The sequence below is a fragment of the Arthrobacter sunyaminii genome (genome assembly GCF_018866305.1).
Taxonomy (GTDB): domain Bacteria; phylum Actinomycetota; class Actinomycetes; order Actinomycetales; family Micrococcaceae; genus Arthrobacter_B; species Arthrobacter_B sunyaminii.
The window spans coordinates 2,896,040-2,920,946 of the sequence record NZ_CP076456.1 but is presented as its reverse complement, the minus strand read 5'-3'; the positions used below and the strand labels follow the sequence as shown (position 1 = coordinate 2,920,946).

Genomic DNA, 24,907 nt, shown 5'->3' with positions numbered 1-24,907 from the left:
CAGGGCGCATGGCGTAGGCTGTAAGAACCATGGCTGAAATAGATTTTCCCGCGGAGATCCGCGCCCTCAGGTCCACTTTTGCTTCCATCGAGGAGGTCTCCGATGTAGCCAAAATCAAAGAGGACATCGAAGAGCTCAGTGAAATGGCCGGCGTTCCGGACCTCTGGGATGATCCGTCCGAGGCGCAGAAGATTACTTCCAAGCTCTCGCACCGCCAGTCGGAGTTGGAGCGCCTGGAGAGAATCCAGTCACGCATCGATGACCTCGAGGTGCTGGTGGAACTCGCCCAGGACGAGGCCGATGCCGACTCCAAGGCCGAAGCCGTGACGGAACTGGAATCACTGCGCAAGTCCCTGTCCCAGCTCGAAGTGGTCACCCTGCTCTCCGGTGAGTACGACGCCCGCGAGGCCGTGGTGACTATCCGTTCCGGCGCCGGGGGAGTGGATGCGGCCGACTTCGCCGAAATGCTGCTGCGCATGTACCTGCGCTGGGCCGAGCGCCACGGTTACCCCACCACGGTCCTGGACACCTCCTACGCCGAAGAGGCCGGCCTGAAATCGGCCACCTTCGAGGTCAAGGCGCCCTACGCCTTCGGCACGCTGGTGGTGGAGGCCGGCACACACCGCCTGGTCCGCATCAGCCCCTTCGACAATCAGGGCCGCCGCCAGACGTCGTTTGCGGCAGTCGAGGTGATCCCGCTGATCGAGCCCACTGACCACATCGAAATCCCGGACAATGAGATCCGCGTGGACGTCTTCCGTTCCTCCGGCCCGGGCGGACAGTCCGTGAACACCACGGACTCGGCTGTGCGCCTGACCCACATCCCCACCGGGACGGTGGTCTCCATGCAGAATGAAAAGTCGCAGCTGCAGAACCGTGCCGCGGCCATGCGGGTGCTGCAGTCCCGCCTGCTGCTATTGAAGAAGGAACAGGAGGACGCCGAGAAGAAGGCGTTCGCCGGGGATGTCAAAGCCTCCTGGGGAGACCAGATGCGCTCCTATGTGCTCAATCCGTACCAGATGGTGAAGGACCTGCGCACTGAGCACGAGGTCGGCAACACCTCAGCGGTGTTCGACGGCGAGATTGACGACTTCATCGACGCCGGCATTCGCTGGCGCGCCCACGGGAGCGTATCCGCCCGGAAGTAGCGCAGGTCCGGCACTTTCGCGGGGGAAGCTCGCGAATTTGCGGGTCGGATGGCATGATGCTGGCCTAGAGGCTGGGCGGACGGCACAGCCCTGGCTCAGGGGGCGGTTTCGTGGCAAGTGCGGGCAAGCCGGGCAACGGCGGCGATCTCAGCGGACTTCGGGCGGTAGTCACCGGTGGAGCCGGCGGCATCGGAGAGGCATGTGCCCGGCAACTTGCTTCTCAGGGTGCCAAAGTCACTGTTGCTGACATCAACGGTGAGGCCGCCGGCAGGGTTGCAGACGACATCGGCGGCGCGTTTTGGCAGGTGGACCTGAGCGATACCGCCGCGTTCGACGAGCTGGATTTGGACACGGACATCCTGGTCAACAATGCCGGAATTCAACGTATCGCCGCTATCGAGGACTTCGATCCCGCAGCGTTTCGGCTGATCCAGCGCCTAATGCTCGAGGCGCCGTTCCTGCTGATCCGGGCTGTGCTCCCGGGCATGTACGCCCGGGGTTATGGCCGCATTATCAACATTTCCAGCATCCACGGCCTGCGGGCTTCGGCTTTCAAGAGTGCCTACGTCAGTGCCAAACACGGCTTGGAAGGGTTGTCCAAAGTGGCAGCTCTCGAAGGCGGTCCGCACGGAGTAACTTCCAACTGCATTTGCCCCGCCTACGTGCGCACCCCTTTGGTTGAAGCCCAAATCCAGGACCAGGCCAGGATTCACGGTGTTACTGAGGAAGAGGTACTTTCCTCGGTTTTGCTGACCGAACCGGCGGTGAAGCGATTGGTCGAGCCCGCTGAAGTGGCTTCCCTCGCCGGCTGGCTGGCGGGTGCAGACGCAGGCATGGTCACTGCAGCCTCCTACACCATGGACGGCGGATGGTCCGGACGGTGAGCGCCTGTGGCGACACACCGGCCCTAATCGCCGTTTGTCGAGGGAACCGCCGATATAGTCGAACAGCCGGCGCCCTTTTCCCAAACCAAGGCCCGTGTTCCGGCCGATTGATGGGCGCTAAGCAGACATGATCACTTTCGACAACGTCACCAAGGTCTACGACCGCAATTCCAGGCCGGCACTGAATTCCGTGAACCTCGAAGTGGACCGCGGCGAGTTCGTGTTCCTGGTCGGGGCATCCGGGTCCGGCAAATCGACTTTCATCCGCCTGGTCCTCAAGGAGGAGCACGCGTCCCGGGGCACCGTTTACGTGGCCGGGTCCAATGTGGCGAAAATCCCCAGCTGGCGCGTTCCGCGCCTGCGCCGGGGAATCGGCGTCGTTTTCCAGGACTTCCGCCTGCTGCCGAACAAGACGGTCTTTGCCAACGTGGCCTTTGCCATGCAGGTGATTGGACGCAGCCGGGCCGTTATCCGCGATTCCGTTCCCGAGGTCCTGAAAACCGTGGGCCTTGAGGGCAAGGACAACCGCTTGCCGCACGAGCTCTCCGGCGGTGAGCAGCAGCGGGTGGCCATTGCGCGCGCCATCGTCAACAAGCCCGGAATTCTCCTTGCCGACGAGCCCACGGGAAACCTGGATCCCACCACATCGCTGGGGATCATGAAGGTCCTGGACCGGATCAACCAGAACGGAACCACCGTGGTGATGGCCACCCACGATGACGACATCGTCAACACGATGCGCAAACGCGTGGTTGAGCTGCACCACGGAAAGATAGTGCGCGACGAGCGTGAAGGCATCTACTTGGGCGCGCCCCAGACACAGCAGGGACCTGTGATCCCGCAGCCCGCAGTTATCAAGACCGCCGACGGAGTCAAGGCCGACGGCGTCCGTTCACCGGGCGGGACCGGCGCGGCGGGAACGGGGGACATGGCATGAGACTGGCATTTGTCCTGGGCGAAATCGGTTCCGGCATCCGCCGAAACCTGTCCATGGTGGTCTCCGTCATTCTGGTGACCTTTGTATCCCTCACCTTTGTCGGTGCTGCCGGACTCCTGCAGCTGCAGATCGGCCAGATGAAGGGGTATTGGTACGACAAGGTGCAGGTGGCGATCTTCCTCTGCGGAGACACTGTTACCACCGCCTCCTGCGCAGCCGGGGCTGTGACGGATGAGCAGCGGGAGGCCATTGAAGACCAGCTTCAGTCACCGGCGTTCTCCCAGTACGTGGCGTCGGTTGACTATGAGGACCAGGCGACGGCGCTGAGCCATTTCCGTGAGCAGTTCGCCAACTCTCCGCTCGTTGATTCCGTGACGGCTGAGCAGCTGCCCGAATCCTTCCGCGTATCCCTGGTTGATCCGGAAAAGTACGAGGTTATTGATGAAGCATTCTCGTCGATGCCCGGCGTGGAGACCGTCAGCGACCAGCGTGAGCTTTTGGAGAAGGTCTTCTCGTTCATGAACATGGCGTCACTGATCGCACTCATTATTGCCTCGGTGATGCTGGTTTGCGCCATTCTGCTGATTGCCACAACAATCCGCTTGTCTGCCTTCAGCAGGCGGCGCGAGACCGGTATTATGCGGCTGGTGGGAGCGTCCAAGGCCGTCATCCAGCTGCCGTTCATCTTGGAGGGGGTCATCGCAGCCGTCATTGGTGCCGTCCTGGCATCGGGTACGCTGTGGGCAGTGGCGCACTTCTTTATCGGTGCACTTGCCGAGGCCTACCCCGCGACTGCTTTCATTTCCGCACAACAGGTACTGGTCTTGAGCCCTGTTCTACTTGTTATTGGGGCTTTGCTGGCCGGAGGATCCTCACTACTAACGCTTAGACGCTACTTAAAGGTTTAGAGTGTTGCTCACTTTGAAGAGAAAGCTGACAGACTCCATGGACGGTTCCATCAATGGTTAGTGCCCAGCCGGCAGCGAGGCCGGTCCTGCGCAAAACCACCGCAGGCGTGGTTGCCTCCGCCGTACTCGCGTTGACGCTTGCTTTCAGCGGAACCGCCTCTGCTGACGAACTGGATGACCGCAAGGCAGCCATCGAGGCCGAGCAGCAGAAGGTGCAGGAAACGTACGAGTATCTGGACGCCGAAACCAGCAGGAAGGTCGCCGAGCTGGCGATCTACCAGCAGCAGCTTCCCGGAGCCCAGCAGGCCTTGGCTGATGCTGAAGGCAGAGTTTCTGCAGCTGCGGGTAAAGTCAGCGCCCTTACCGACCGGGTTGCGTTGGCGCAGGAAACCCGCAACACCATAGCTGCCCAGATCCAGCAGGATCAGGCGGCCATGGATGACACGGAAGAAGTGATTGGCCAAATTGCCGCGCAGGCTTACAAGAGCGGCGGGGTGCCCTCCAGCTTTTCGCTGATGCTGGGAGCAGACGGTGCGGACAGCCTGACTGATTCCATGGGGCTGGCGGAACAGGTACTGCGCAACCAGAACGCCGCCATGCAGCAGCTGTCCCAGCAGAACGCCACCAACGTGAACTCTGAAGCTCGCCTCGCCGCGGTTGAAGAGGAGATCTCCAACCTCAAGGCCCAGGCGGAAGCGGCACTGGTCCTGGAACAGGAAGCCAGAGACTCCGCTGCGGCTGAAAAGGCCAAGGTGGATGCCCTGATCGAGCAGACCGCGGCAGCGAACGCTGCGCTGGAAGCCCGAAAGCCGGTCATCCAGGCGCAGCTCGCTTCCCTGGAAACGGCCAAGGCCAAGGCAACGGCTGATATCGCTGAACGCCAGCGCGCCCTCCTTGAGAAGGCACGCAAGGAAGAGGAAGCCCGGATCGCTGAGGCGAACCGCCGAGCCGCCGAAGAAGCGGCACGCAACAACCGACCGGCGCCTGTGGCTGAAGTGCCCTCCGTTACGCCTACCAATCCGTCTGCCTTCGGCCTGAGCCACCCCGTGCAGGCCTCCATTTCCTCCGGGTTTGGTTGGCGGGCCACGCCTCCGGGCAGCATCGACTTCTTCGGCACCGGCGGATACCTGCACTCAGGAATCGACTTCGCCGCCAGCTGCGGCACACCCGTCTACGCTCCGGCAGCCGGCCAGGTCTACCGCGCCGACCAGGGCCAGCCCGACGGCATGATCGGAACCGGCAACCGCGTGGTCCTCGACCACGGCGTCATCGGAAACAGTGCCCTCGCAACGAACTACTACCACCTGACCAGCTTTGTGGTCTCCGTTAACCAGTGGGTCAATGCCGGCCAGCTCATTGGCTACGTCGGCACCACCGGCAACTCCACGGGCTGCCACCTGCACTTCGAGACGGTGCTGAACGGTGCGCTGGTTGACCCCATGGGCCTGCTGTAGGCCTACAATAGAGTTTTCCGTTTATCGACAAGGAGTTCCCCCGTGCCCAAAGAAAGTGGCCGTAAGGTTGTGGCCACCAACCGCAAGGCCCGGCACAACTATGAAATCCTCGATACCTACGAGGCCGGCATGGTTCTGATGGGTACCGAGGTCAAGTCACTACGGGAAGGCCGCGCGTCCCTGGTGGACGGCTTCGGCACCTTCTACAACGATGAGCTTTGGCTCGAGGCAGCTTATATTCCGGAGTATCTCAACGGGAGCTGGACCAACCATTCGGCCCGCCGGCGCCGGAAACTCCTGCTGCACCGGGAGCAGCTGGACAAGATCATGCAGAAGACACGGGAATCCGGCTTTACCATCGTTCCGCTGCAGCTGTATTTCCTGGACGGCCGGGCCAAGGTGGAGATCGCCGTGGCGCGCGGCAAGCGAGACTACGACAAGCGCCAGACGCTGCGCGAAAAGCAGGACAACAGGGAAGCCCTGCGGGACATGCGGGAGAAAAACCGCGGCGCCTGACCCGCTTCGCTCATGGGCTACACTTAACGCACCGGTCCGGTTCATGGGGCCGGTTTGAAAAGTACATATGGGTTAGCAATACATTGGGGATGACAGGTTTCGACGGTGTTAGTCGAGACAGGTGAAGCGGGCCGAGGATACAGGGTTATCTCGTAAACGCTCCTTGTAAAACAATAAGTGCCGATTCAAAGCGCACTGACTTCGCTCTCGCTGCCTAAGCAGCGGGCATAGTCCGTCAGCCCGGGAATGCTCTCGTCCCGGATCCTGGCGTCATTTAGAGGGCCACTGCTGAACATGCTCGCCGTTGGCGTGTTCGGGACTCTTAGACGGCTGGGCCCGGATCAGCTGCTTGTCTGCATGACAGCTGGGGCCGAGAAAATCCACCGCAGACTGCGCCCGGAGAAGCCCTGACAACACGACATCGGACGGGGGTTCAATTCCCCCCATCTCCACCCAATAGTAAAAAACAGGGAAGCTGCCACAGGCAGCTTCCCTGTTTTTGTTTTAACGACTTCTTTGTCCCGGCGTCGGGCGATTAGCCGGACTGCGGGGAGTTCTTGGTCACAGCACCCCGGTTTTTCAGTCCCCGGTCTGCAGAGCCGGGAAGGAGGGACCACAGGAATTGCTAGACTGGCAGGAGCCGGAAACCTGTTGCCAGGAACCGCGTCCGGCCTTCCGCTGTCGGCGGTCGTGAATGCCGCCGCCTCACGGCGCTGCGGGATACGGCAGCATCCGCCCGTACGCGCTCCGTCCGGGCACATGAGCTATAACCGGTCGATACGACCCTGTAGGAGACGCACCACCTTATGCAAAGCCTGGACAATGGAACACAATCCGAAGAACTCTGGAACCGTCGCTATGACGACAACGTAGCTGAGGTCAATCAGCTCTGCGACTCACTCAAAGCGCTGAAGCCGGGCACCGAGGTGCCCTACGTTGATCCCATGCACGACGTGGGCGAGACCCGCATTGTGAGCCTTTTCTCCAATATCGGCACAGCCCACCCATCGGGCTTCATCACCGCGGGCGATGACGACGCCGTTGCCCGGCTTCTCGGAGTCCACTGGCAGGTGGGGCTCCGGCCGGAGTACGTCATGCCGTGGAACACTTATCCCTGGTACGTTCCCGGCGAGCCCAACGGCAAACTGACCAAGGAACAGATCCAGGAAGGGCTCAAGCCTCTGCTGCGCTTCCTCGCCTTGGTGCCGCGTGCCTCAGCCATCGTGGCCCACGGCACTGAAGCACAGCGCCTGTGTGCAGCCTTCCTCAAGACTGAGAACCGGATGATTTACCGGCGCAGCTTCAAGATTTACAAGGCCCGCTCTGTTGACGGCCGCGCGTTTGGGGCAACGGCGGAACGTCAGGAAGAAGGCTTGGCTGCCATGCGGATCGCGTACAAGGACGCGATGGCACGCACCGGTTTGGCCATTCCCGGGAACTGAGACTCTCGCCGGTTTTTCAACCCGGTACATAAAAAACCAGGTGCGCCCCGCGGCGCACCTGGTTTTTTGATGTCTGAAAGTTTGGGCCCCGCCCCTGGAGGTCAGTGGCTGTCGGGCGATTCCGTGCGGCCGGGAACCTGATCCGCCGGCACATGAACATATCCGGTAAAGCGGGTTCCGATGCCGTCATATTCGCCGCGCGCATGTCCGGCCGGCACCGCGGGAAGCTCGCGAAGGGCATGGTCCGCACAGGCCAGGAACGAAAAGTCCGGCCACCACTTCTTTGGCCGGGCGTTTTCGCGGTAACCGCACACCACACACTCCAGCTCCACCCATACGGGACGTTTGCCCGTCCGATTGGCGCGTGACTGGACCAGCCAGGCAGGGGGATCAGTTTGCAGGCGGTCCAGTTCCTCTTCGGAGAGGCGGGCGGGGATTCCATGGCGGGTCGCCATTTCAAGCGGAATGTCTAGGGCAAGTGCAGCTTGGCGTCTGGTAATCATCTCCATTAACGATACGGGAACCGGGGCGAGCGTGCCGCGCAGGGGCGGACATGCGTGAAGGCCGGGCCGTCCAGTCGGACGATCCGGCCTCCACGAATTGGGTCGGCGCGGTCATGCTGTCAGCATGTTTGCGCCGAACGAATTAGTCCGCGAACGCCTGGCGCAGGTTGGCTTCCTGCTCCTTGGAGAGGTTGGTGAAAATCAGCTTCGCGTCGGGGAAGCTGCTCTTGAAGGTATCCAGTACCCTGTCCTCCACAGCGTCCGAGGTGAGGACGAACAGTGCCGAGGTTCCCGGGGTGACTTCGCTGCGAACCTGCTTAATAAAGTTGTCGTCGATCCCCACGTCAACCATGGAAGCCGAAAGTGCACCGACGGCTGCGCCCACGACCAGACCGATGAGTGGAATGAAGAAGATCAATCCAAAGAGGAGGCCCCAAAACCCGCCACCCAGAGCGCCGGCTCCCACCAGATGATGTTCCTGATGAGTGCTTGGCTTCTTCTTGTCCTCGGGCCAGGTTACGTAGGCCTCGTCCTCGACACTGATCAAGCCCTGTGACTGCAGGCTGGACAGCGTCTCGGTTGCCTGTTCCGCAGAACCTGAATCCGGAAATTTCCATACGGTCAGTGTTGTCATCGCGTTGTCTCCAAACGTGGGGATCCAGAAATCGTCCACCATAAAGGGACGAAGTAGCGCCCACACTAACGACGCCGGAAAGTTGGGGGCAAGGAAATCGTCCTGACCGGGTGAGGACTGGGGGAGTGTGTCCCGCGGCACTGTCCGACCGGCCGGGGCCGACGTAGAATGCACGAACCCGCGTGTCCGGATCACATCTGGGTCCGGCCTGGTGCGGGCCGCACGCGAGCGCGGCGGGCCAAGTGAGAGGCGCCAGCATGAGCGATCCTGACCTTCCGGCATGGTGGACCAACGCCGTTGTCTATCAGGTCTATCCGCGCAGCTTCGCGGACAGCAGCGGAAACGGAACCGGTGACCTGGCCGGAATCACAGCGCGGCTGGATTACATTGCCGAACTGGGCGTAGACGTTATTTGGCTCTCGCCGGTGCACCAGTCCCCGCAGTTCGACAACGGCTACGACATCAGCAACTACCGCCGGATCGACGCCATGTTCGGCTCCGAACAGGACTTTGACGATTTGCTCGACGGCATCCATGCCCGGGGTATGAAACTCATCATGGATCTTGTGGTGAACCATACCTCCAGCGAGCATGAGGCTTTCCGCAAATCGTCCCGTTCGCGGGACAACGCGGAACGCGACACCTATTGGTGGCGTGATCCGCGGCCAGGCTTTGAACCCGGAGAGCCCGGGGCGGAACCCAACAACTGGGGCTCGCACTTCAGCGGATCCGCCTGGACCTATGATCCGGGAACCAAACAGTATTATCTGCACCTTTTTACCCCGCAGCAGCCGGACCTCAATTGGGAAAACCCCAGGGTGAGGGAACGCGTCCACGCCGTGATGAACTGGTGGATCGACCGGGGCGTCGACGGATTCAGGATGGACGTCATCAACTTCATCTCCAAGGATCCGGCGCTGCCCGACGGCGTAGTGGAGCCCGGCGGCGTATGGGGTGACGGGACGCCGTATTTCACTTCAGGTCCCCGGATCCACGAGTTCCTGCGTGAGATGCGGAGTGCGGTGTTTGCGAACCGCACCGGGGACTTCCTGACCGTGGGGGAGACGCCCGGGGCAACCGTAGACCAGGCGCTCCTGTTCACTGATCCGCACCGCGGAGAGTTGGACATGGTTTTCCAGTTTGAACACGTCAGCCTTGACCAGAGCCCCGGAAACAAGTGGGACTACCGGGGACTGGACCTGAGAGATCTGAAAACAAGCTGGAACCGTTGGCAGCGGGGACTTTCCGCAACGGGTTGGAACAGCCTGTACCTGGGAAACCACGACCAGCCGCGGCAGGTGTCCCGGTTCGGAGATGACGGGAAATACCGCTACGAGTCGGCAACGCTTCTGGCTACCCTGCTGCATCTGCACCGTGGAACCCCTTACATCTATCAGGGTGAAGAACTCGGAATGACCAGTGCCGGGTTCACGTCCATCGATCAATACCGCGACGTGGAATCTCTGAACTACTACGCTGATGCACTCAGCCGCGGGTCCGATCCGGACGCAGTCTTGGCGGCGCTTGCCGCCATGAGCCGGGACAACGCCCGCACCCCCATGCAGTGGAGCAGTGAACCGAACGCCGGGTTTACCACCGGAACGCCCTGGATACCGGTGAACGCCAACTTCCGCCACATCAACGCCGAGGCGGACCTGGCCTCGGAGAAGTCCGTTTACCGCTACTACCAGAAGCTGATCCGTCTGCGGCATGAATCCGCAGTTGTTTCACTCGGTGATTTTCATTTGCTGGACCCGGAACATCCCACTCTCTATGCATTCCGGCGCAGCCTCGGCGACCAGCAGTTTTTGGTCGAGTGCAACGTCTCCGGTGCTGTGCTGGAGCTGCCTTCCAACCTCGGCAGCGGAGACCTGATCCTGGGCAACTATGAGGAAGCCGGTGAGCCGCACTGGCTGCGCCCCTGGGAGGCTCGGATCGTGGATATTTCCACCTACGAGTTCGGGTAGCCGGATTCTCTGCCGCTGGGGCTAAAGTTGCTTCTGTGACAGAGGACGAGACATCCCGGACCCGCACCGCAACGAAGCCCGCAGGTGAGGGCCGCTCCCGACCGTGGACACTAATTGTCCGGCAGGTGCTGGCCTTCGCCCTGGAAACAGCTTTCCTCTTTGCTGTTACATACTGGGCTATTACCGCTTTTCCCTCGCACCGGGCTCCCGCCGCTGTTGTTGCACTGGCACTGTCGGTTGTCCTGTGGAGCCTCGTACTGGCACCCCGCGCCAAGAACCGGTTGCCGTGGCCGGCGCTTCCACTGGTAGCCGGCGGTGCCTTTCTTGCCGGTGCGGGCGCACTTATGGTGAGCGGTCTGGCCCTGGCCGCCGTGCTGGTTGCAGCGGCTGCCGTTGTGAACCTGGTGTGGGACCTTGCCGCCGGGTACCCGGCCGTGGCTTCAGCGCCGCGTCGTTCCGGCCGGCGGGCCAAATAAACCGGTTGTCAGGACGCCGTCAGTGATGTTGCAAAGAGCGGCCTGAGCGCGGCGAAGCCACCGTGGCGTACCGCCTCCCGCTGCCGCTGCGAGCCGGTTCCCGTGGACAGTACATGCGCCAGACCCGCCCGGACAAAGGAATCATCGCCTGACTCCTCAAGGGCAGGCCGAATATAGTCCAGCAACGCGCCCACCTGGGCGGGGGCAGCACGGCTCAGATCACCGCCGTTGGGTCCGTGATCCAACAGGTTCCCCCGCAATCCAAAGCGTGCAGCCTGCCATAGTCCGGCATCAAGGATTTCCGGATCGGCCAGCGTGTCCGGGCTGCCGTCAACGCTGGCAGTCTCCTCGGACAGCGCGGTGCTTACCAGCCCGCGGGCAACGAGGGCCAGCAAAACTGCGTCCCGTGCCTCCAACTGCGTATCGGCCACCCGAATCTCGATGGTGGGAAACCGGTTGGAAAGGCGGGCAGTCCAGCCGACGTGGCCGGAATCAAGGACAACGTCGGTTGCCATAAGTTTGGCCACTCGTGCGTCGTAGTCCGCTGAACTTTGGAAATACGGCGGGCACCCCTGCACCGACCAGCGACGGTACTGGACAAGCCGCCAGCTTGCAAAGAGGGTGTCCCTTCCATGCCAATAGGGAGAGTTCGCGCTGATGGCCCCAAGAGTGGCCAACCAGGGGCGCAGGCGGTTGAGGACTTGGACGCCCTCTTCCCGGCTGGGAATGGCAACATGGACGTGCGTTCCGTTCACATAGTGCTCATCGGTTACAGCGCCGGCCATGGCACCCATGTCCTGATAGCGTTCCGTGCCGCTCACAACGGCCGGGGAAGCCTCAACCAGAGGAGCTGCTCCGGTGGGCGCGACGGCGAGTCCGGCCGCTGCCGCTGCCTCCTGAAGGCGGCCGCGGAAATCGAGCAGGGAGGTGAGAGCTGCGTCCCGGTCGCTGCAGATAGGAGTGGCACTCTCGACTTGGCAGGCCAGAAATTCCGCGGAGCTGGTAAGACTGACGCCGTCGCCGGGGATCAGCGCCGTGATCACCTCACCGGCCCGGGAGCTGGGCATTTCGCTGTCAGGGTTGACGAGCAGGAATTCTTCTTCGATTCCAAAGGTGACCACGTGCGTGCCCCCGTTCCGCAGCAGAGTATGTTGCTGGATAAGTCCGGGCACCCATCGGAGCCGGAGGCATCAGACTACATGCCGCGGGGTCTCGGCGAACAGATACTACCTGAGCTGTTAATCAGCCCCCGGACAGCACCATCCGCCAGGAGAGTGTCAGATAGGGCAGCTCCAGGATTTGCCCCGGACGGTATTCCAAATGTTCGAACAGGTACCAGGCCAGGTTCGCCATCACCTTGTCCCTCACCTGTCCGCCGGCGCTGAGGTAGTAGGAACGGGACTTGGCGAGCTCCATCAGGTCCTCGGGGGTCATCTGCTGCGACCACCGGGTGACGTGGGAATCATCAGGGGAGAACTCGGGGCCGACAACCGGCCGGAATCCGGGTTTCAGGACGTCTCCGGCATGAATGATGCGCGAATAGCGGTGGACCCAGGGGACGCTGACGTCCAGCTGATTCCAGACCAGCCCCAGGATTCCGCCGGGCCGGAGAATCCGTGCCAGCTCGGTACTTGCTGCGATGGGATCGCACCAGTGCCAGGCCTGTGCCACGGTGGCGGCGTCCATGGAGGAGGAGGGAAGTCCGGTGGCCTCAGCAGTGCCCTGCAGGACGGGTACTCCGGGCAGTATCTGCTGCAGCTGGCTGAGCATGTCGGCGGAGGGGTCGACGGCGGTGGGCCGGTAACCCGCGGCGGCCAGGGAACGTGTGTACTTGCCGGTACCGGCCCCGATGTCGGCCACACGGGCGCCGGGCCCGGCAGCTGCGTTCCGGGGCCCGGCAAACAACCACTGGACCGCTTCGGCGGGGTAGCCGGGACGGATGCGGTCATAGTGTTCCCCGCCGTCCTCATAGCTGCGCGCCAGTTCCTGCCGGCGCAGGGCTTCCAGCCGGGGGCCGGACCTTGACGGGGCCACGGTCAGAGCAGGTCGTCCAGCGCCGGGTTGAGCCGGCGCAGGACGTCACTGTGCAGCGCACCGTTGGTGGCCAGGGCGTTGCCCCCAAACGGACCGTCTTCACCTTCCAGGGAAGTGAATCTGCCACCGGCTTCGGTAATGATGGGGACCAGCGCTGCCATGTCATACAGGTTCAGCTCCGGCTCGCAGGCAATGTCCACGGCGCCCTCCGCGACCATGCAGTAGGACCAGAAATCTCCGAATGCCCGGGTCCGCCAGACCGATTCCGTCAGCCCAATGAACTCGTCAAAGTTGCCGCGTTCCTTCCAGCCTCCGAGGCTGGAATAGGACAGCGAAGCATCTGAAAGTTCGGAAACGTTGGACACCCGCAGCCGGGTGGCGGAGGCGAGGGAGCGTCCCATATAGGCGCCGGTTCCGGTGGCGGCCCACCAGCGCTTGCCCAGCGCCGGTGCACTGACGACGCCCAGGACGGGAACGCCGTCGTCGACCAGGGAAATCAGGGTGGCCCAGACGGGGACGCCGCGGATAAAGTTCTTGGTGCCGTCGATGGGATCAATCACCCAGCGGCGCGGCCCGGATCCGGTGGAGCCAAACTCTTCACCAAGCACCGCGTCCCGGGGGCGGGCGCGGGAGAGCTGCCCGCGGATGGCATCCTCCGCAGCCTTGTCGGCGTCGGTGACGGGCGTCAGGTCCGGCTTCGTTTCAACCTTCAAATCAAGGGCCTTAAAGCGGGACATTGTCTGATCGTCCACGGAATCGGCCATGACGTGGGCGAGTCGCAGGTCATCGTTGTAGTTCTGGGCGAACGGCATACTGTTCAACTTATCCTTATTCGGTGGGCGGTGCCCACGATTACACGGCCCGGGACCTGCCGTGGCGCGCTCTCGTGGACGCCGCGGCAGTCTTCTGGTGTGTTCCCGGCAAGCGTCACTGCGCGCCGAGCTCCTTGGCAGATGCCCGGTTTTCCGTCCGGGTGCCGGAACCCAGCAGCCGGCGCAGGGAGGCGAGCCGTGCAGGCCCGGCAGCCCCGGCCCGCCCCGACTCCACCCACGGGTCCAGCCCGCAGTTCTTGGCCTGGTCGTCGTGCCGGCACCCGCGTTCACAGCTTTCAGTTCCCGGTTCAAGGTCCGGGAAAGCCTGCAGGATCCGGTCGGGGTCAACATGCGCAAGCCCAAAGGAGCGGATACCGGGAGTGTCAATGATCCAGCTGCCCGACGGCGCCTCCAGGACTTTCAGGGCCAGCGCAGAGGATGAGGTATGCCTTCCGCGGCCGGTCACTGCGTTGACGCCGCCGGTGGCGCGGTCGGAGCCGGTCAGGGCATTCACCAGGGTGGACTTGCCGACACCGGAGTGCCCCACCAGGACCGAGACCTTGCCCTCGAGGTGGCGGTGCAGCTGCTGCACGGCGTCTCCCTGCAGGCGGGCGGACAGGCCATCGTCGGAGCGGGCATCGATTCCCGACGCGTCGTCCGCCGCGGTGCGGCTGATGATGACATCCAGGTCCAGATGCTCGTAATTGGCCAGCAGTTCAGCGGGGTCCTTGATGTCGGCCTTGGTGATGCACAGCAGCGGCGAGATGCCGGCGTCGTAGGCAGCAACGAGGGCGCGGTCGATGAACCCGGTGCGCGGCTCGGGGTTTGCTGCCGCCACCACGATGACCAGCTGGTCAGCGTTGGCAACGACGGCGCGTTCCACGGGATCGGTGTCATCGGCGCTGCGGCGCAGAAGGGTCCGGCGGTCCTGGATGCGTACGAGGCGGGCAAGCGTGTCCGGTCCGCCCGACACGTCTCCCACCAGCGACACGAGGTCGCCGGCAACCACCGGGTTTCGGCGCAGTTCACGGGCACGGGCTGCGGTGACGATGCGTTCCGTGGGGGTGTCTTCGTCCACGACGGCGGTGTATCGTCCGCGGTCCACGGTGATGATGCGGCCCGTGACGGCCTCGTCATAGGCGGGCCGGTCCTTGGTGCGGGGCCGCGACCCCTTTTTGTTGGGACGGATGCGGACATCCGATTCATCCCAGCTGCCGGTTGAGCGGGCCATCAGCGCGCACCTTCCGTCCGGCCCGGAGCCGCGGCAGAGCCTGGTTCCGCTGCAGCCGGTGGTTGGGCCGTGGCGGCGAGTTCACGCCACAACTGAGGAAACTCCGGCAGCGTCTTGGCGGTGGTGCCGATGTCCTGCACCAGGACTCCCGGCACCGCCAGGCCGATGAGAGCGCCTGCCGTTGCCATCCGGTGATCGGCATACGTTTCGAAAACACCGCCGTGCAGGGGCGCGGGACGGATGATCAGGCCGTCTTCGGTCTCTTCGGCGTTTCCGCCCAGCCGGTTGATCTCGGTCACCAGGGCAGCGAGGCGGTCGGTTTCGTGGCCGCGCAGGTGGGCAATGCCGGTGAGTGTTGAGGGGGAATCTGCCAGGGCGCACAGCGCGGCCACCGTGGGAGCCAGCTCGCTGGTGTCAGCAAGCTGCGCTCCGGTGATGCGGCCGGAGCCGGTCACAGTCAGGGTGCCCCGGGACAGGGTGGCTGTGCCGCCAAGGGCGGGCAGGATGCTCCGCCACCGGTCGCCCACCTGTGTGGTGTGTTCGGGCCAGCCGGCCAGGCGCACGGTGCCGCCTGCCACGAGGGCTGCGGCCAGGAACGGTCCGGCATTGGATAAGTCCGGCTCGATGGCTACGTCGAAGGCACGGATGTGGCCGGGCGCCACGCGCCACTCGTTCGGGACGGAATCGTCCACCTGCACACCAACCCCGCGCAGCACCTGGACTGTCATGGCAATGTGCTCACGGCTGGGAAGGGTGGAGCCCACATGGACCAGGTGCAGTCCGTCCCTGAAGCGCGCGCCTGCCAGCAGCAGGGCCGAGACGAACTGGGAGGACGCTCCGGCGTCAATTTCCAACCGGCCCCCGGCTACCTCTCCGGTGCCGGCCACGCTAAAGGGAAGGGCCCCTCTGCCGTCGTCGTGCACCGTCACGCCCAGCGCGCGGAGCGCATCGATGATCGCGGCCATCGGCCGCTGGCGCGCGTGGGGATCGCCGTCGAAGTCTGTGCTTCCGGTTTTCAGTGCGGCCAGAGGAGGCACGAACCGCATGACTGTTCCCGCCAACCCGCAGTCAATGCCTGTCCCGGATGCGGTCCCCGAATCCATCGGCCGGATCTCGAGATCCGGTCCGAAGGCGCCGTCGCCGTCGATCTCGGTCACCGTGGCGCCCAGCGCCCGGAGTGACTGGACCATGAGGGCGGTGTCCCGGGAATGAAGGGGCGCCCGGAGCCTGCTGGGGCCGTCAGCCAGGGCAGCAAGGACCAGATACCTGTTGGTCAGGGACTTGGAACCCGGTACCCGGACGTCGGCGTCCAGCGGTGCCGACACCCGGGGAGCGGGCCAGGGAGAGACTGTCTGCGGATTGGCGGGGAAAGACATGGAGCTAGGAACCCACAATGCCGGCTGCGGTGGTGCGGACGGTCTTGTTGGCCTTCTTGAGCTGCTTGGCGGCGTCCTTCTGGACTGACCGCGACTTGCGGCCGGCATCCTTGCCAAGGGAGGCAACGCTGCGGCGGGTGTCATCAGCAAGATGACCGGCACGCCATGCCAGGCCGGGACGGCCGTTGGTATCCACGGCGACCAGGAGGACGGCGCCGATCAGGGAGAGGTTCTTCAGCAGGGCGGCACGGCGTGCCTTGCGCTCATCGGCAGTGTCTGTTTCGGCATTCTTGTACTCAACGACGGCGTTCAGCACTGCGGTGCCCGTCAACAGCAGGCCGGACAAACGGGGGAACTTGCCCAGAGCCAGCAGCGAACCGGCACCCACCTGCGTGGCGCCGAGAACCTTGGCAACGAGCTGGGCGTTGCCGGTAACGGGTGCAGCGGAAGGCACCAGTGCACCGACACGATCCAGGGTGGGCCGCAACTGCTGCGCGGTTTGGTCGGTATCCCGCAGGCGGTCAACTCCGGCTGCAATAAAGCCGGTGGCTAGCAGCGGGCGGGCGAGCAAACGGACAATCGACATATTGACCTCCTGGTTGCTGCCCGGTCTCGGAATAGCCGGGCAGAATACTCCTAGTTTGGCACTTTTACCGGTCGCGCACACCTTATGCCGCGCGGCGGCGCCAAAACACCGCGGCGGAATAAGCGGACGCAGCCGGGCGTTGTGCGGGGTATACGGCATTCTTCGCGAAGCGGGGGATTACCGGGTTCGGGGGCACCGCGGTGCCCTTGAAGCAAAGCAGCCCCAAGTGAGGAGAGTGTTCGTGCCGGGTACTTTAGCGATGGCAGATGCACACCCGGAGGCTTCATCACCAACCGTCCAGTTGCGTGTGGGTCCGGCAGCCCGCACCGTAGACTTGGAAGTGATGAGAACTGATGCGCCGGAAGGCAGCCCCCAGGTGGAAGACTCCGAGCTGGATGTCGCTTCCGAATCGGAAGAGGCCCGCAAGATACGCTTTGAGCGCGATGCCATGCAGTATGTGGATCAGCTCTACTCTGCGGCCATGCGCATGGCCCGCAACCCCTCCGATGCCGAGGACCTGGTCCAGGAGGCCTATACAAAGGCCTTCTCGGCGTTCCACCAGTACCGGCCGGGGACCAACCTGAAGGCTTGGCTCTACCGGATCCTGACGAACACCTACATCAACCTGTACCGGAAGAGGCAGCGCGAACCGCTGCAGGCCAACTCCGACGGTGTGGAGGACTGGCAGCTTGCCCGTGCGGCCGAACACAGCTCCACCGGGCTGCGCTCCGCCGAAGCAGTGGCGCTGGATCATCTTCCCGATTCCGATGTGAAGAATGCCCTGCAGTCCATTCCCGAAGAATTCCGTTTGGCAGTGTATTTCTCTGATGTTGAGGGATTTGCCTATAAGGAGATCTCGGAAATCATGAATACTCCCATCGGAACCGTAATGTCGCGCCTGCACCGGGGCCGTAAAATGCTCCGTGAACTGCTGGCCGAATATGCACATGAACGCGGTATCCGCGGCAAGGCAGCACCTGCACCCGCCGCGGCCAGCCAGAACAAGAAACAGGGGAACACGCTATGAGCGATTGCCAAAGCCTGGGTGATTGCGAGGATACCCGCATCGAACGGCTGTACGAATACCTGGACGGTGCTCTGTCCCACGATGACATTGTGGAAATCAAGGAGCATCTGGACGGTTGTCCCGAGTGCGCCGAGGAACACGACCTGGAGTGTGTCATTCGCTCCGTGGTGAAGCGGTCCTGCACCGAGGCCGCCCCGGAAACACTCAAAGCCAGCATCCTGGCGAGGATCAGCCAGATCCAGACCGCTGAGCACTAGCAAGCCGGCGGCTGATACCAAAAAAGAACCCCCGGCGGCCGTAAGGCTCCGGGGGTTCTTTTCTTAGTGGCGATGGGCCACACGGTTAGTCCAAGACTTAAGTGTTGGGACGCTTACCGTGGTTGGCGCCGCCGCGCTTACGGTCACGACGCTTGCGTGCACGCTTGCTCATAGCTGCCTCCTTCGATTTGCGGAAAGTTCTGCCCTCCAGTGTCCCACAAGGTGAGCCCGACAACCTAAACCGCGGCCCGGACCGGCCGCGGAATAGGCTTGCTTAGTCGATTGAGCTGCCTGCGGCCATGAGGGCGTTGCGTTGTTCCCGCCGAAGAGCCTGCTCAGCCGGATCAGGCACGGGTGCTGCGGCGAGCAGGCGGCGCGTATATGCATCCTGCGGATACCGCAGCACCTGCTCGGTGGAGCCCTGTTCAACCATGATGCCCTTGTTCAGCACTGCGATATGGCTTGCCAGGATCTCCACCACCGCCAGGTCGTGGCTGACAAACAGGCAGGCGAAACCGTACTGCTGCTGCAGGTCCTGAAGCAGGGCAAGCACCCTGGCCTGTACCGAAACGTCCAGTGCGGACGTTGGCTCATCGGCCACCAGCAGCGACGGCCGCAGGGAGAGGGCCCGGGCAATACCAACGCGCTGCCGCTGTCCGCCGGACAACTCATGGGGATACCGGTTGCGGAAGCTGGTGGGGAGCTGGACATCGTCCAGCAGGCCCTCAACCCGGGCGTCGAGGTCCTTGCGCGAGAGCTTCTCATGCAGGAACAACGGCTCGCCGATGGATTCGCCGATGGACATGCGCGGGTTCAGCGACGCCGCCGGGTCCTGGAACACGATTGCAAATTTCCTGCGCAGCGGCAGCATCTGTTTCGGCGACAGGCCGGCGATGTTGGTGCCGTTGATGTCAACGCTGCCGGCACTGACCGGAAGTAGTCCCGTTACGGCCCGGGCGATGGTCGACTTGCCGGAACCGGATTCGCCAACCAGCCCCATGACTTCACCGGGGTTGATGACGAAGGAAACGTCGGTCACTGCCTTGAAGGCGGGCTGGCGGAACCGGCCGGGGTACTCAATGGATACCCCGGTCAGCTGCAGGGCAGGCACGACGCCGGCGTCCGGCGTCGTCAGATCCTCGGAATCCCGGAGGACCGCCCGGGGAGCCGCGGATATTTGGAGCGAGCCGTCATTCTCCACCTCAACGGCCGACAGCACTCCGCCGACTACTGACCCCAGATGCGGTACCGCTGCCAGCAACTGGCGGGTGTACTCCTCCTTCGGATTGTTGAAGAGCTCAGCCACGGGCGCCGCTTCCACAATCCGGCCTTTCTCCATGACAACCACTTTGTCAGCGAGGTCCGCCACCACGCCCATGTCATGGGTGATGAGCATGACAGCACTGTTCAGGCGCTTGTTGAGGTTCCGGAGCAGTTCCAGCACTTCAGCCTGAACGGTTACGTCCAGGGCCGTAGTGGGCTCGTCGGCGACCAGCAGGATGGGGTCATTGGCGATGGCGATGGCAATCATGGCCCGCTGCCGCTGACCGCCGGAGAACTGGTGCGGATAGGAATCGTACCGCCTCTCCGGCTCGGGGATTTCCACCATCTGCAGCAGCTCGATGGCCCGTGCCTTGGCCTGTGCCGGAGAAGCATCAGTGTGCTGTTCGATGATCTCCTTGATCTGCTCGCCCACGGTGAGCACCGGGTTGAGCGCGGTCATGGGTTCCTGGAAAATCATGGCAATGTCATTGCCTCGGATTTTCCGCAGTGCCGACTGCGGAGCACCAATCAACTCCTTGCCCTGAAGCTTGGCGCTGCCCTTGGAACGTCCGTTGCCGGGGAGGAGCCCCAGCAGCGCCATGGACGACATGCTCTTACCTGAACCTGATTCACCCACGATGGCCAGGATCTCGCCGGGGGAGACGGTGAAGGAAACGTCCTCCGCCGCCATTACCCATTTGTTGTCCACGCTGAAATCGACGCCCAGGCCGGACACTTCCAGGATCGGAGCCGTGCCCGCTGTTGATGTGATGTCGCTGTACAGGGGTGCCGAACTCATTGCTTGTTCCTTGTCTGTCGGGGATCAAACGCGTCCCGGAGGCCGTCGCCGATAAAGTTCACGGTGAGCGCAATGGCCACAATGAAGATGCCGGGCCAGAAGAAGAGCCACGGACGGGTGGTCATGGCTGCCCGGTTCTCATTGATGAGCTTGCCCAGGGACGTATCCGGCGGCTGTACACCGAGGCCCAGGAAGCTCAGCGCGGTCTCCAGCAGAATGGCGCCCGAGATTGCCAGAGTGGCGGACACGATGATGACCCCAACGGTGTTGGGCAGGATGTGCTTGAAGATGATGCGGCCGGAGCTGGCACCGACGGACTTGGCAGCCTCGACGAATTCTTTTTCCCGAAGGGAGAGGAATTCGCCGCGGACAATACGGGCCAGCCCGGTCCAGGTCAGCAAACCAAGGAAGATCGCAAACACCACGATGCCGTAGTCCGAGACGATGCTGGCCAGCACCGCGGCCACCACCAGCAGGGGGATGGTGATGATGACGTCGGTAAAGCGCATCAGGACGGTTTCGATGAAGCCGCGGAAATACCCGGCAAGGGCGCCGACGACGGTTCCCACGACGGTGCCTACGATTCCGACAATGAAGGCGATGGTCAGGGAAATCTGGGCGCCGCGCATCGTCATGGCAAAGTAATCGCGGCCCAGCGTGTCCTGGCCGAACGGGTGGTTCCCCAGTCCCGTCCAGGACAGGGTGGGGGCTCCGCCGTCTTCAAGCGGCATCACCGTGGAGAACGTGTGCGGCCACCAGCCGGGGATGCGCAGCGGGCCCACGGAGAGCCCGATGGAGGTAAACGCGAGCAGCACGATGAACACCAGACCGCTTAGGCCGGCAATGGCACCCTTATGGCGGAAAAACCGTTCGCGGACCAGCTGGCCCTGGCTTTTCGCAGCGGTGATCTGTGGATCCGCCGTGACGGCCCGGGTTGCGGGCGCGTCAGCGATATCCGTTCTCTGGCTTTCCAGAGTCATGCTCGTCAGTTCCGGGCTGCTGCCCGTGGTTCCGGACGGTATTTTCTCAGTCATGTCTTCCGCCTATCAGTTCAGGCTAATGCGCGGGTCGAGGAACGCGTACGCGATGTCGGCCAGCATGTTGAAGGTCACCGCGGCCACACCGGTCACCAGGAAGAAGGCCATGATGACGTTGGGATCCACATTGTTCAGGCCGTCCGTAAACATCTTTCCCATTCCGCTCCAGCCGAACACCGCCTCGGTAATGACCGCCCCGCCCAACACTCCGGCGAAGTCGAACGCCATCAGGGTGGTGATGGGGATCATGGCGTTGCGGAAGGCATGCTTGACGATCACAGAACGCTCGCTCAGGCCCTTGGCCCGTGCCGTGCGCACATAGTCCTGGTTCATCACCTCAAGCATGCTGGCGCGGGTGTAGCGGGTGTAGGTGGCAAAGGAGATCAGCATGATCGCGATGGTCGGCAGGACCAGGTACAGGGCGTAATCCAGGTTGATCTCCCAGAAGGTGCCCTGCAGGTTTGGAGTCGAGGACCCCGTAGTGGGAATGGGGCGACCCCCGTTTTTGCGGGACAGGGAGGGATAGGCGCCCAGCAGTGCGTCAATAAAGACGAAGAAGCCTATGGCCAGCCCGATGACTGCGGTCAGGTTACGGGTCTGCCTGGCATAGGGACCGCCCACAAAATGACCGATGGCCAGTGACACGAGAAGGGTGAGTACCGCGAGGCCTGCAATGATGCCCCAATTGGGATCCTGCATGAGCGGCTGGGTCACCAGATAACCGATGAAACCAACCGCCGCAGTTGCGAGAGCGGCATAGACAATCCGGCGGCGGCGGAAACCTGCCAGCAAGGCTGTAAGTCCCAGGGCCAGTCCAAAGGCGGTAATGAACAGGCCAATCGGGCCCAGGCCCGGTGTCTTGAACCAGTTGGAGATGAGCAGCAGGTAGAACGTGACCGACGTGGCAACGGCAACAATGGCGAAGACACGAAGGCGGCGGTTCCTGTCGCCGCCGACAGCGACTGCTCCAATGAGTCCCACTATGAGTCCCACGGCCGCTATTCCCAGATAGGACATTTGCGGATCGGCCAGCCAGGTGTTCAGATCAATCGCCAGGTACTGCTTGAGCAGCGTGGAGAGCCAGAACAGCGGCATGGAGAAGAGCAGGAAGGAAATGAAGGTAATGGAGTAATCGAAGGTGCTGTACTGGCGAAGGGCAGTGATCAGGCCTACGGCGACGCCGAGAACGATTGCCACCAGGACAGCTACGACGACGAGCCGGAAGGTGGAGCCGATCGCTGTCTGCAGCTGGTCGATCACGGGGCTGCCGGCACGGTTAAGCCCAAGTGTGCATTCGGCACCGCCGGGGATCATGCATCGGCCAACTTCCTGCAGCCAAAGGAGGTAGCGGACGGCGACAGGCTGATCAAGATGCAGTGCTGCCGTTCGCTGGGCAATGCGCGACTCGCGGTCGGCGCTCTGGAGCTCGATCAGGTCATGAAAGGGATCGCCAGAGTTGACGGCAAGGATGAACATCAGCACCGTGGCGGCGAGAAGGACGAAGAACGAGGTCACCGCTCTTCTGAGGATGAAAGAGAACACCGAAGGCTCCTATTGGGGGTGGTACGTAAAGCCGTAGCGGGGCAAAAGTTTGGGATGGGCAGACCGTGGGTCTGCCCATCCCGCTTTCTAACCGTTATGGCGTGATGCCTTGGTTAGGCCTGCTTGGTCCAGTTGAAGGCGTTCCAAGTGACGCCGCTCTGGGTGGGGTTGTACACCACTTCCTCCATGGAGGAGTTGTGGGCGACGATGTCAGCGTTGGCGAAGAGGAGGACGTTGTAGACGTCCTTGGCGAGTTCCTCTTCGAGCTGGATCTTCAGTTCCTTCACCTTGTCGGCGTCTGTGGTCTGGGCAATTTCATCCCACAGTGCGTCGACCTTTTCGCTCTTGTACTTGCCGTAGTTCTGCACACCCTCGGAGTCGTAGATCGACTGGCCGCTGGCTACGAGGCCGGAACCGGCCCAGCCGAACAGTGCAGCGTCCCAGGAGCCAAGCTCGTCAAGCTTCTTGGTCCACTCGGCATCCGGGGTGGCAATGATGTTGAAGCCGGCCTGATCGCAGGAATCCTTGATCAGTGCGGTCATGTCTGCGCGGACCTGGCTGGCTGAGGAGAACAGCACGCGGACGTCAACGGGCTCGGTCTTTCCGGCTTCAGCCATGAGGGACTTGGCGCCTTCGAGATCGACTTCGTCGTATTCGCTGGCAGCGGGTGCACCCTCGAGGATCTCGTCGTACTCGGGCTGGGAGGGCTGGTATTCGCGCAGGTTGACCACGGTGGATTCGGGATCAACCGGCTTGACGAACTTGTCAACGATGTCCTGGCGCGGAACGCACTTGGAGAACGCCTGGCGAACCTTGATGTCCTTGAACACGCCGTTTTCGGACTGGTCCAGGTCAATGTGGGAGAAGGTCATGCCGGTGCCGGTAAGCATGGTGACTGAATCGCCGATGGCTTCGATCTGATCCTTGGTGTCACCGGTGGGACCGGAAGGCTCAATGATGTCCACGTCGCCGTTCTGCAGCGCCTGCACAGCTTCGGTGTCGGCGATGGTCTTGAACACGATGCTCTCGGTGGCGGCCTTGCGGTCTTCGCCCCAGTAGTTCTCGTTCGCGGTCAGCGTCAGGTTTCCGCCGGCTGCGTTGTCCAGCTTGTACGGACCGGAGGACGGGATGAGCGCGGAGTCCGGCAGGGAGGGGAGTCCCTCGGCGTAGCCCCAGCCGGTGTTCCAGAACTCGGCCACGGGCTTCAGGGACGCGAGGTCACTGTCCTGGATGGCGGCAACGAGTGCTTCGCCATTGTTCTCGGTGCTCAGTCCGCCCTGCTCAGCCGCAACGTGGGCCGGCATGAGGGAACCGATCATGAGGTTTTCCCAGTCAGCGTACGGCTGGTCGAAAACGTAGGTGAATTCCTTGTCGCCGGCTTCGCCTTCAGGCATGGCCAGGTATTCGTAGCCGTTGTTGGAGGAGGGCTCGAAGATTTCCGTCTCGCCGTCGACGACCTTGCCGGAGAATGCGGCCCAGTTCAGGAGCACGTCATCGAAGTCGATGGGCGTACCGTCGGACCACTGGGCGTCCTCATTGATCGTGTACTTCACGGTCAGGGGGTCATCGCTGGTCTTTTCGAAGGTGCCAAACTCTTCATTGCGAATGACGCCCTCGGGGCTGTACTCCGAGAAGTTGCTGTGAACCAAGTTGTCCACGTACGTGTTGTACACGCTGTTGGACTTGGACGTGCCGCCGTTGTAGAAATCGGGGGCCTGGCTGATGGCAACTGAGATGGACGACGCGAGGTTGGCGTCCTCAGTGGTGTCGCTTTCGGCGGTTTCTCCGCCTCCGGCTGAGCCGCAGGCGCCCAGGAAAAGGGCCCCCACGGAAAGTGCGGCAAGAGTTGCCGTGCGCTTTGTACGCATTCGTAGTCCTAACTTGTGATGAAGTCGTCAGGAACCACCGCTGGCGGCTCCCCCAAGCGATCGTGATGACCGCCACATGTTCCGAAAGACTAGTCACTAATTGTTTCCACTGTGCTAACTGTGAGCGGACGTTAACTGATTGTTACTTGTAAAGCACGGCGGCAGGGTTGTGCAGGAAGGTGCTTTAGTTGCAGTTGCAGGCCGGA

General features: G+C 62.7%; 24 protein-coding genes and 1 other RNA gene. 12 read left to right on the top strand and 13 right to left on the bottom strand.

The window, feature by feature from the left end:
- The first annotated feature begins 29 nt into the window (after positions 1-29).
- The 8 genes from prfB (at position 30) to KG104_RS13105 (ending at position 7,289) form a co-directional block, all read left to right on the top strand.
- On the top strand, positions 30-1,148 hold the full coding sequence (prfB, locus tag KG104_RS13140) for a peptide chain release factor 2 (protein WP_104101322.1): 1,119 nt from the start codon (positions 30-32) through the stop codon (positions 1,146-1,148).
- A gap of 110 nt (positions 1,149-1,258) precedes the next feature.
- On the top strand, positions 1,259-2,032 hold the full coding sequence (locus KG104_RS13135) for a 3-hydroxybutyrate dehydrogenase (protein WP_207348005.1): 774 nt from the start codon (positions 1,259-1,261) through the stop codon (positions 2,030-2,032).
- Between the two features lie 127 nt (positions 2,033-2,159).
- Positions 2,160-2,969, top strand: coding sequence for a cell division ATP-binding protein FtsE (ftsE, locus tag KG104_RS13130; RefSeq protein WP_104052514.1), 810 nt, complete (start codon positions 2,160-2,162; stop codon positions 2,967-2,969).
- Positions 2,966-3,877: a permease-like cell division protein FtsX gene (gene ftsX, locus KG104_RS13125; protein WP_104052513.1), complete on the top strand. Its 912-nt coding sequence runs from the start codon at positions 2,966-2,968 to the stop codon at positions 3,875-3,877. The genes ftsE and ftsX overlap by 4 nt, the downstream gene beginning before the upstream one ends.
- 53 nt (positions 3,878-3,930) lie before the next feature.
- Complete coding sequence (locus KG104_RS13120; RefSeq protein WP_104160552.1) at positions 3,931-5,331, top strand: peptidoglycan DD-metalloendopeptidase family protein; 1,401 nt, start codon at positions 3,931-3,933, stop codon at positions 5,329-5,331.
- Between the two features lie 42 nt (positions 5,332-5,373).
- Positions 5,374-5,847: an SsrA-binding protein SmpB gene (smpB, locus tag KG104_RS13115; RefSeq protein WP_104052511.1), complete on the top strand. Its 474-nt coding sequence runs from the start codon at positions 5,374-5,376 to the stop codon at positions 5,845-5,847.
- A gap of 85 nt (positions 5,848-5,932) precedes the next feature.
- Positions 5,933-6,302: a transfer-messenger RNA gene (ssrA, locus tag KG104_RS13110) on the top strand.
- Positions 6,303-6,653: 351 nt separating this feature from the next.
- A complete protein-coding gene (locus tag KG104_RS13105) occupies positions 6,654-7,289 on the top strand; it encodes a uracil-DNA glycosylase family protein (RefSeq protein ID WP_104052510.1) in 636 nt (211 codons plus the stop codon).
- 101 nt (positions 7,290-7,390) lie between these two features.
- Here the strand turns inward: KG104_RS13105 and KG104_RS13100 are convergent, their stop codons facing one another.
- Positions 7,391-7,792: a hypothetical protein gene (locus tag KG104_RS13100; RefSeq protein ID WP_104160553.1), complete on the bottom strand. Its 402-nt coding sequence runs from the start codon at positions 7,790-7,792 to the stop codon at positions 7,391-7,393.
- A 142-nt stretch (positions 7,793-7,934) separates the two neighbouring features.
- Positions 7,935-8,426: a DUF1269 domain-containing protein gene (locus KG104_RS13095; RefSeq protein WP_104160712.1), complete on the bottom strand. Its 492-nt coding sequence runs from the start codon at positions 8,424-8,426 to the stop codon at positions 7,935-7,937.
- 257 nt (positions 8,427-8,683) lie between these two features.
- Here KG104_RS13095 and KG104_RS13090 point away from each other — a divergent pair, with 257 nt between their 5' ends.
- Positions 8,684-10,393, top strand: coding sequence for a glycoside hydrolase family 13 protein (locus KG104_RS13090; protein WP_207348006.1), 1,710 nt, complete (start codon positions 8,684-8,686; stop codon positions 10,391-10,393).
- A 35-nt stretch (positions 10,394-10,428) separates the two neighbouring features.
- The gene (locus tag KG104_RS13085) at positions 10,429-10,869 is read left to right on the top strand and encodes a DUF2568 domain-containing protein (RefSeq protein ID WP_181032236.1); all 441 of its coding nucleotides are present in this window, start codon (positions 10,429-10,431) and stop codon (positions 10,867-10,869) included.
- A gap of 8 nt (positions 10,870-10,877) precedes the next feature.
- Here the strand turns inward: KG104_RS13085 and KG104_RS13080 are convergent, their stop codons facing one another.
- The 6 genes from KG104_RS13080 to KG104_RS13055 all read right to left on the bottom strand — a co-directional run bounded on the left by KG104_RS13080 (position 10,878) and on the right by KG104_RS13055 (position 16,908).
- Positions 10,878-11,990 (bottom strand): carboxylate-amine ligase, encoded by a 1,113-nt coding sequence (locus tag KG104_RS13080; protein WP_181032237.1) that lies wholly within the window; start codon positions 11,988-11,990, stop codon positions 10,878-10,880.
- A 121-nt stretch (positions 11,991-12,111) separates the two neighbouring features.
- Positions 12,112-12,903: a class I SAM-dependent methyltransferase gene (locus KG104_RS13075; protein ID WP_237688595.1), complete on the bottom strand. Its 792-nt coding sequence runs from the start codon at positions 12,901-12,903 to the stop codon at positions 12,112-12,114.
- Positions 12,904-12,905: 2 nt separating this feature from the next.
- Positions 12,906-13,715, bottom strand: a complete 810-nt coding sequence (gene hisN, locus KG104_RS13070) for a histidinol-phosphatase (RefSeq protein ID WP_104052505.1) — start codon at positions 13,713-13,715, stop codon at positions 12,906-12,908.
- Between the two features lie 115 nt (positions 13,716-13,830).
- Positions 13,831-14,946: a ribosome small subunit-dependent GTPase A gene (rsgA, locus tag KG104_RS13065; protein WP_104052504.1), complete on the bottom strand. Its 1,116-nt coding sequence runs from the start codon at positions 14,944-14,946 to the stop codon at positions 13,831-13,833.
- Entirely contained in the window at positions 14,946-16,322 is a 1,377-nt protein-coding gene (aroA, locus tag KG104_RS13060; RefSeq protein ID WP_104052503.1) for a 3-phosphoshikimate 1-carboxyvinyltransferase, read from the bottom strand. The genes rsgA and aroA overlap by 1 nt, the downstream gene beginning before the upstream one ends.
- Before the next feature lie 4 nt (positions 16,323-16,326).
- Positions 16,327-16,908 (bottom strand): DoxX family protein, encoded by a 582-nt coding sequence (locus KG104_RS13055; protein ID WP_104052502.1) that lies wholly within the window; start codon positions 16,906-16,908, stop codon positions 16,327-16,329.
- Positions 16,909-17,167: 259 nt separating this feature from the next.
- Between KG104_RS13055 and KG104_RS13050 the strand changes: the two genes are divergently transcribed.
- Complete coding sequence (locus tag KG104_RS13050; RefSeq protein ID WP_104052501.1) at positions 17,168-17,935, top strand: sigma-70 family RNA polymerase sigma factor; 768 nt, start codon at positions 17,168-17,170, stop codon at positions 17,933-17,935.
- A complete protein-coding gene (rsrA, locus tag KG104_RS13045) occupies positions 17,932-18,192 on the top strand; it encodes a mycothiol system anti-sigma-R factor (protein ID WP_104052500.1) in 261 nt (86 codons plus the stop codon). The genes KG104_RS13050 and rsrA overlap by 4 nt, the downstream gene beginning before the upstream one ends.
- A 97-nt stretch (positions 18,193-18,289) precedes the next feature.
- On the opposite strand, the gene KG104_RS18325 is transcribed toward rsrA, so the two are convergent.
- The 5 genes from KG104_RS18325 to KG104_RS13025 all read right to left on the bottom strand — a co-directional run bounded on the left by KG104_RS18325 (position 18,290) and on the right by KG104_RS13025 (position 24,701).
- Positions 18,290-18,364, bottom strand: coding sequence for a 50S ribosomal protein bL37 (locus tag KG104_RS18325; protein WP_369299106.1), 75 nt, complete (start codon positions 18,362-18,364; stop codon positions 18,290-18,292).
- 102 nt (positions 18,365-18,466) lie between these two features.
- The gene (locus tag KG104_RS13040) at positions 18,467-20,254 is read right to left on the bottom strand and encodes a dipeptide ABC transporter ATP-binding protein (RefSeq protein WP_104052499.1); all 1,788 of its coding nucleotides are present in this window, start codon (positions 20,252-20,254) and stop codon (positions 18,467-18,469) included.
- On the bottom strand, positions 20,251-21,288 hold the full coding sequence (locus tag KG104_RS13035; protein WP_237687157.1) for an ABC transporter permease: 1,038 nt from the start codon (positions 21,286-21,288) through the stop codon (positions 20,251-20,253). Before KG104_RS13035 ends, KG104_RS13040 begins: the two co-directional genes overlap by 4 nt.
- A 12-nt stretch (positions 21,289-21,300) precedes the next feature.
- Entirely contained in the window at positions 21,301-22,833 is a 1,533-nt protein-coding gene (locus tag KG104_RS13030) for an ABC transporter permease (protein ID WP_207348007.1), read from the bottom strand.
- Between the two features lie 113 nt (positions 22,834-22,946).
- Positions 22,947-24,701, bottom strand: coding sequence for an ABC transporter family substrate-binding protein (locus tag KG104_RS13025; protein ID WP_104052497.1), 1,755 nt, complete (start codon positions 24,699-24,701; stop codon positions 22,947-22,949).
- Positions 24,702-24,907 lie beyond the last annotated feature (206 nt).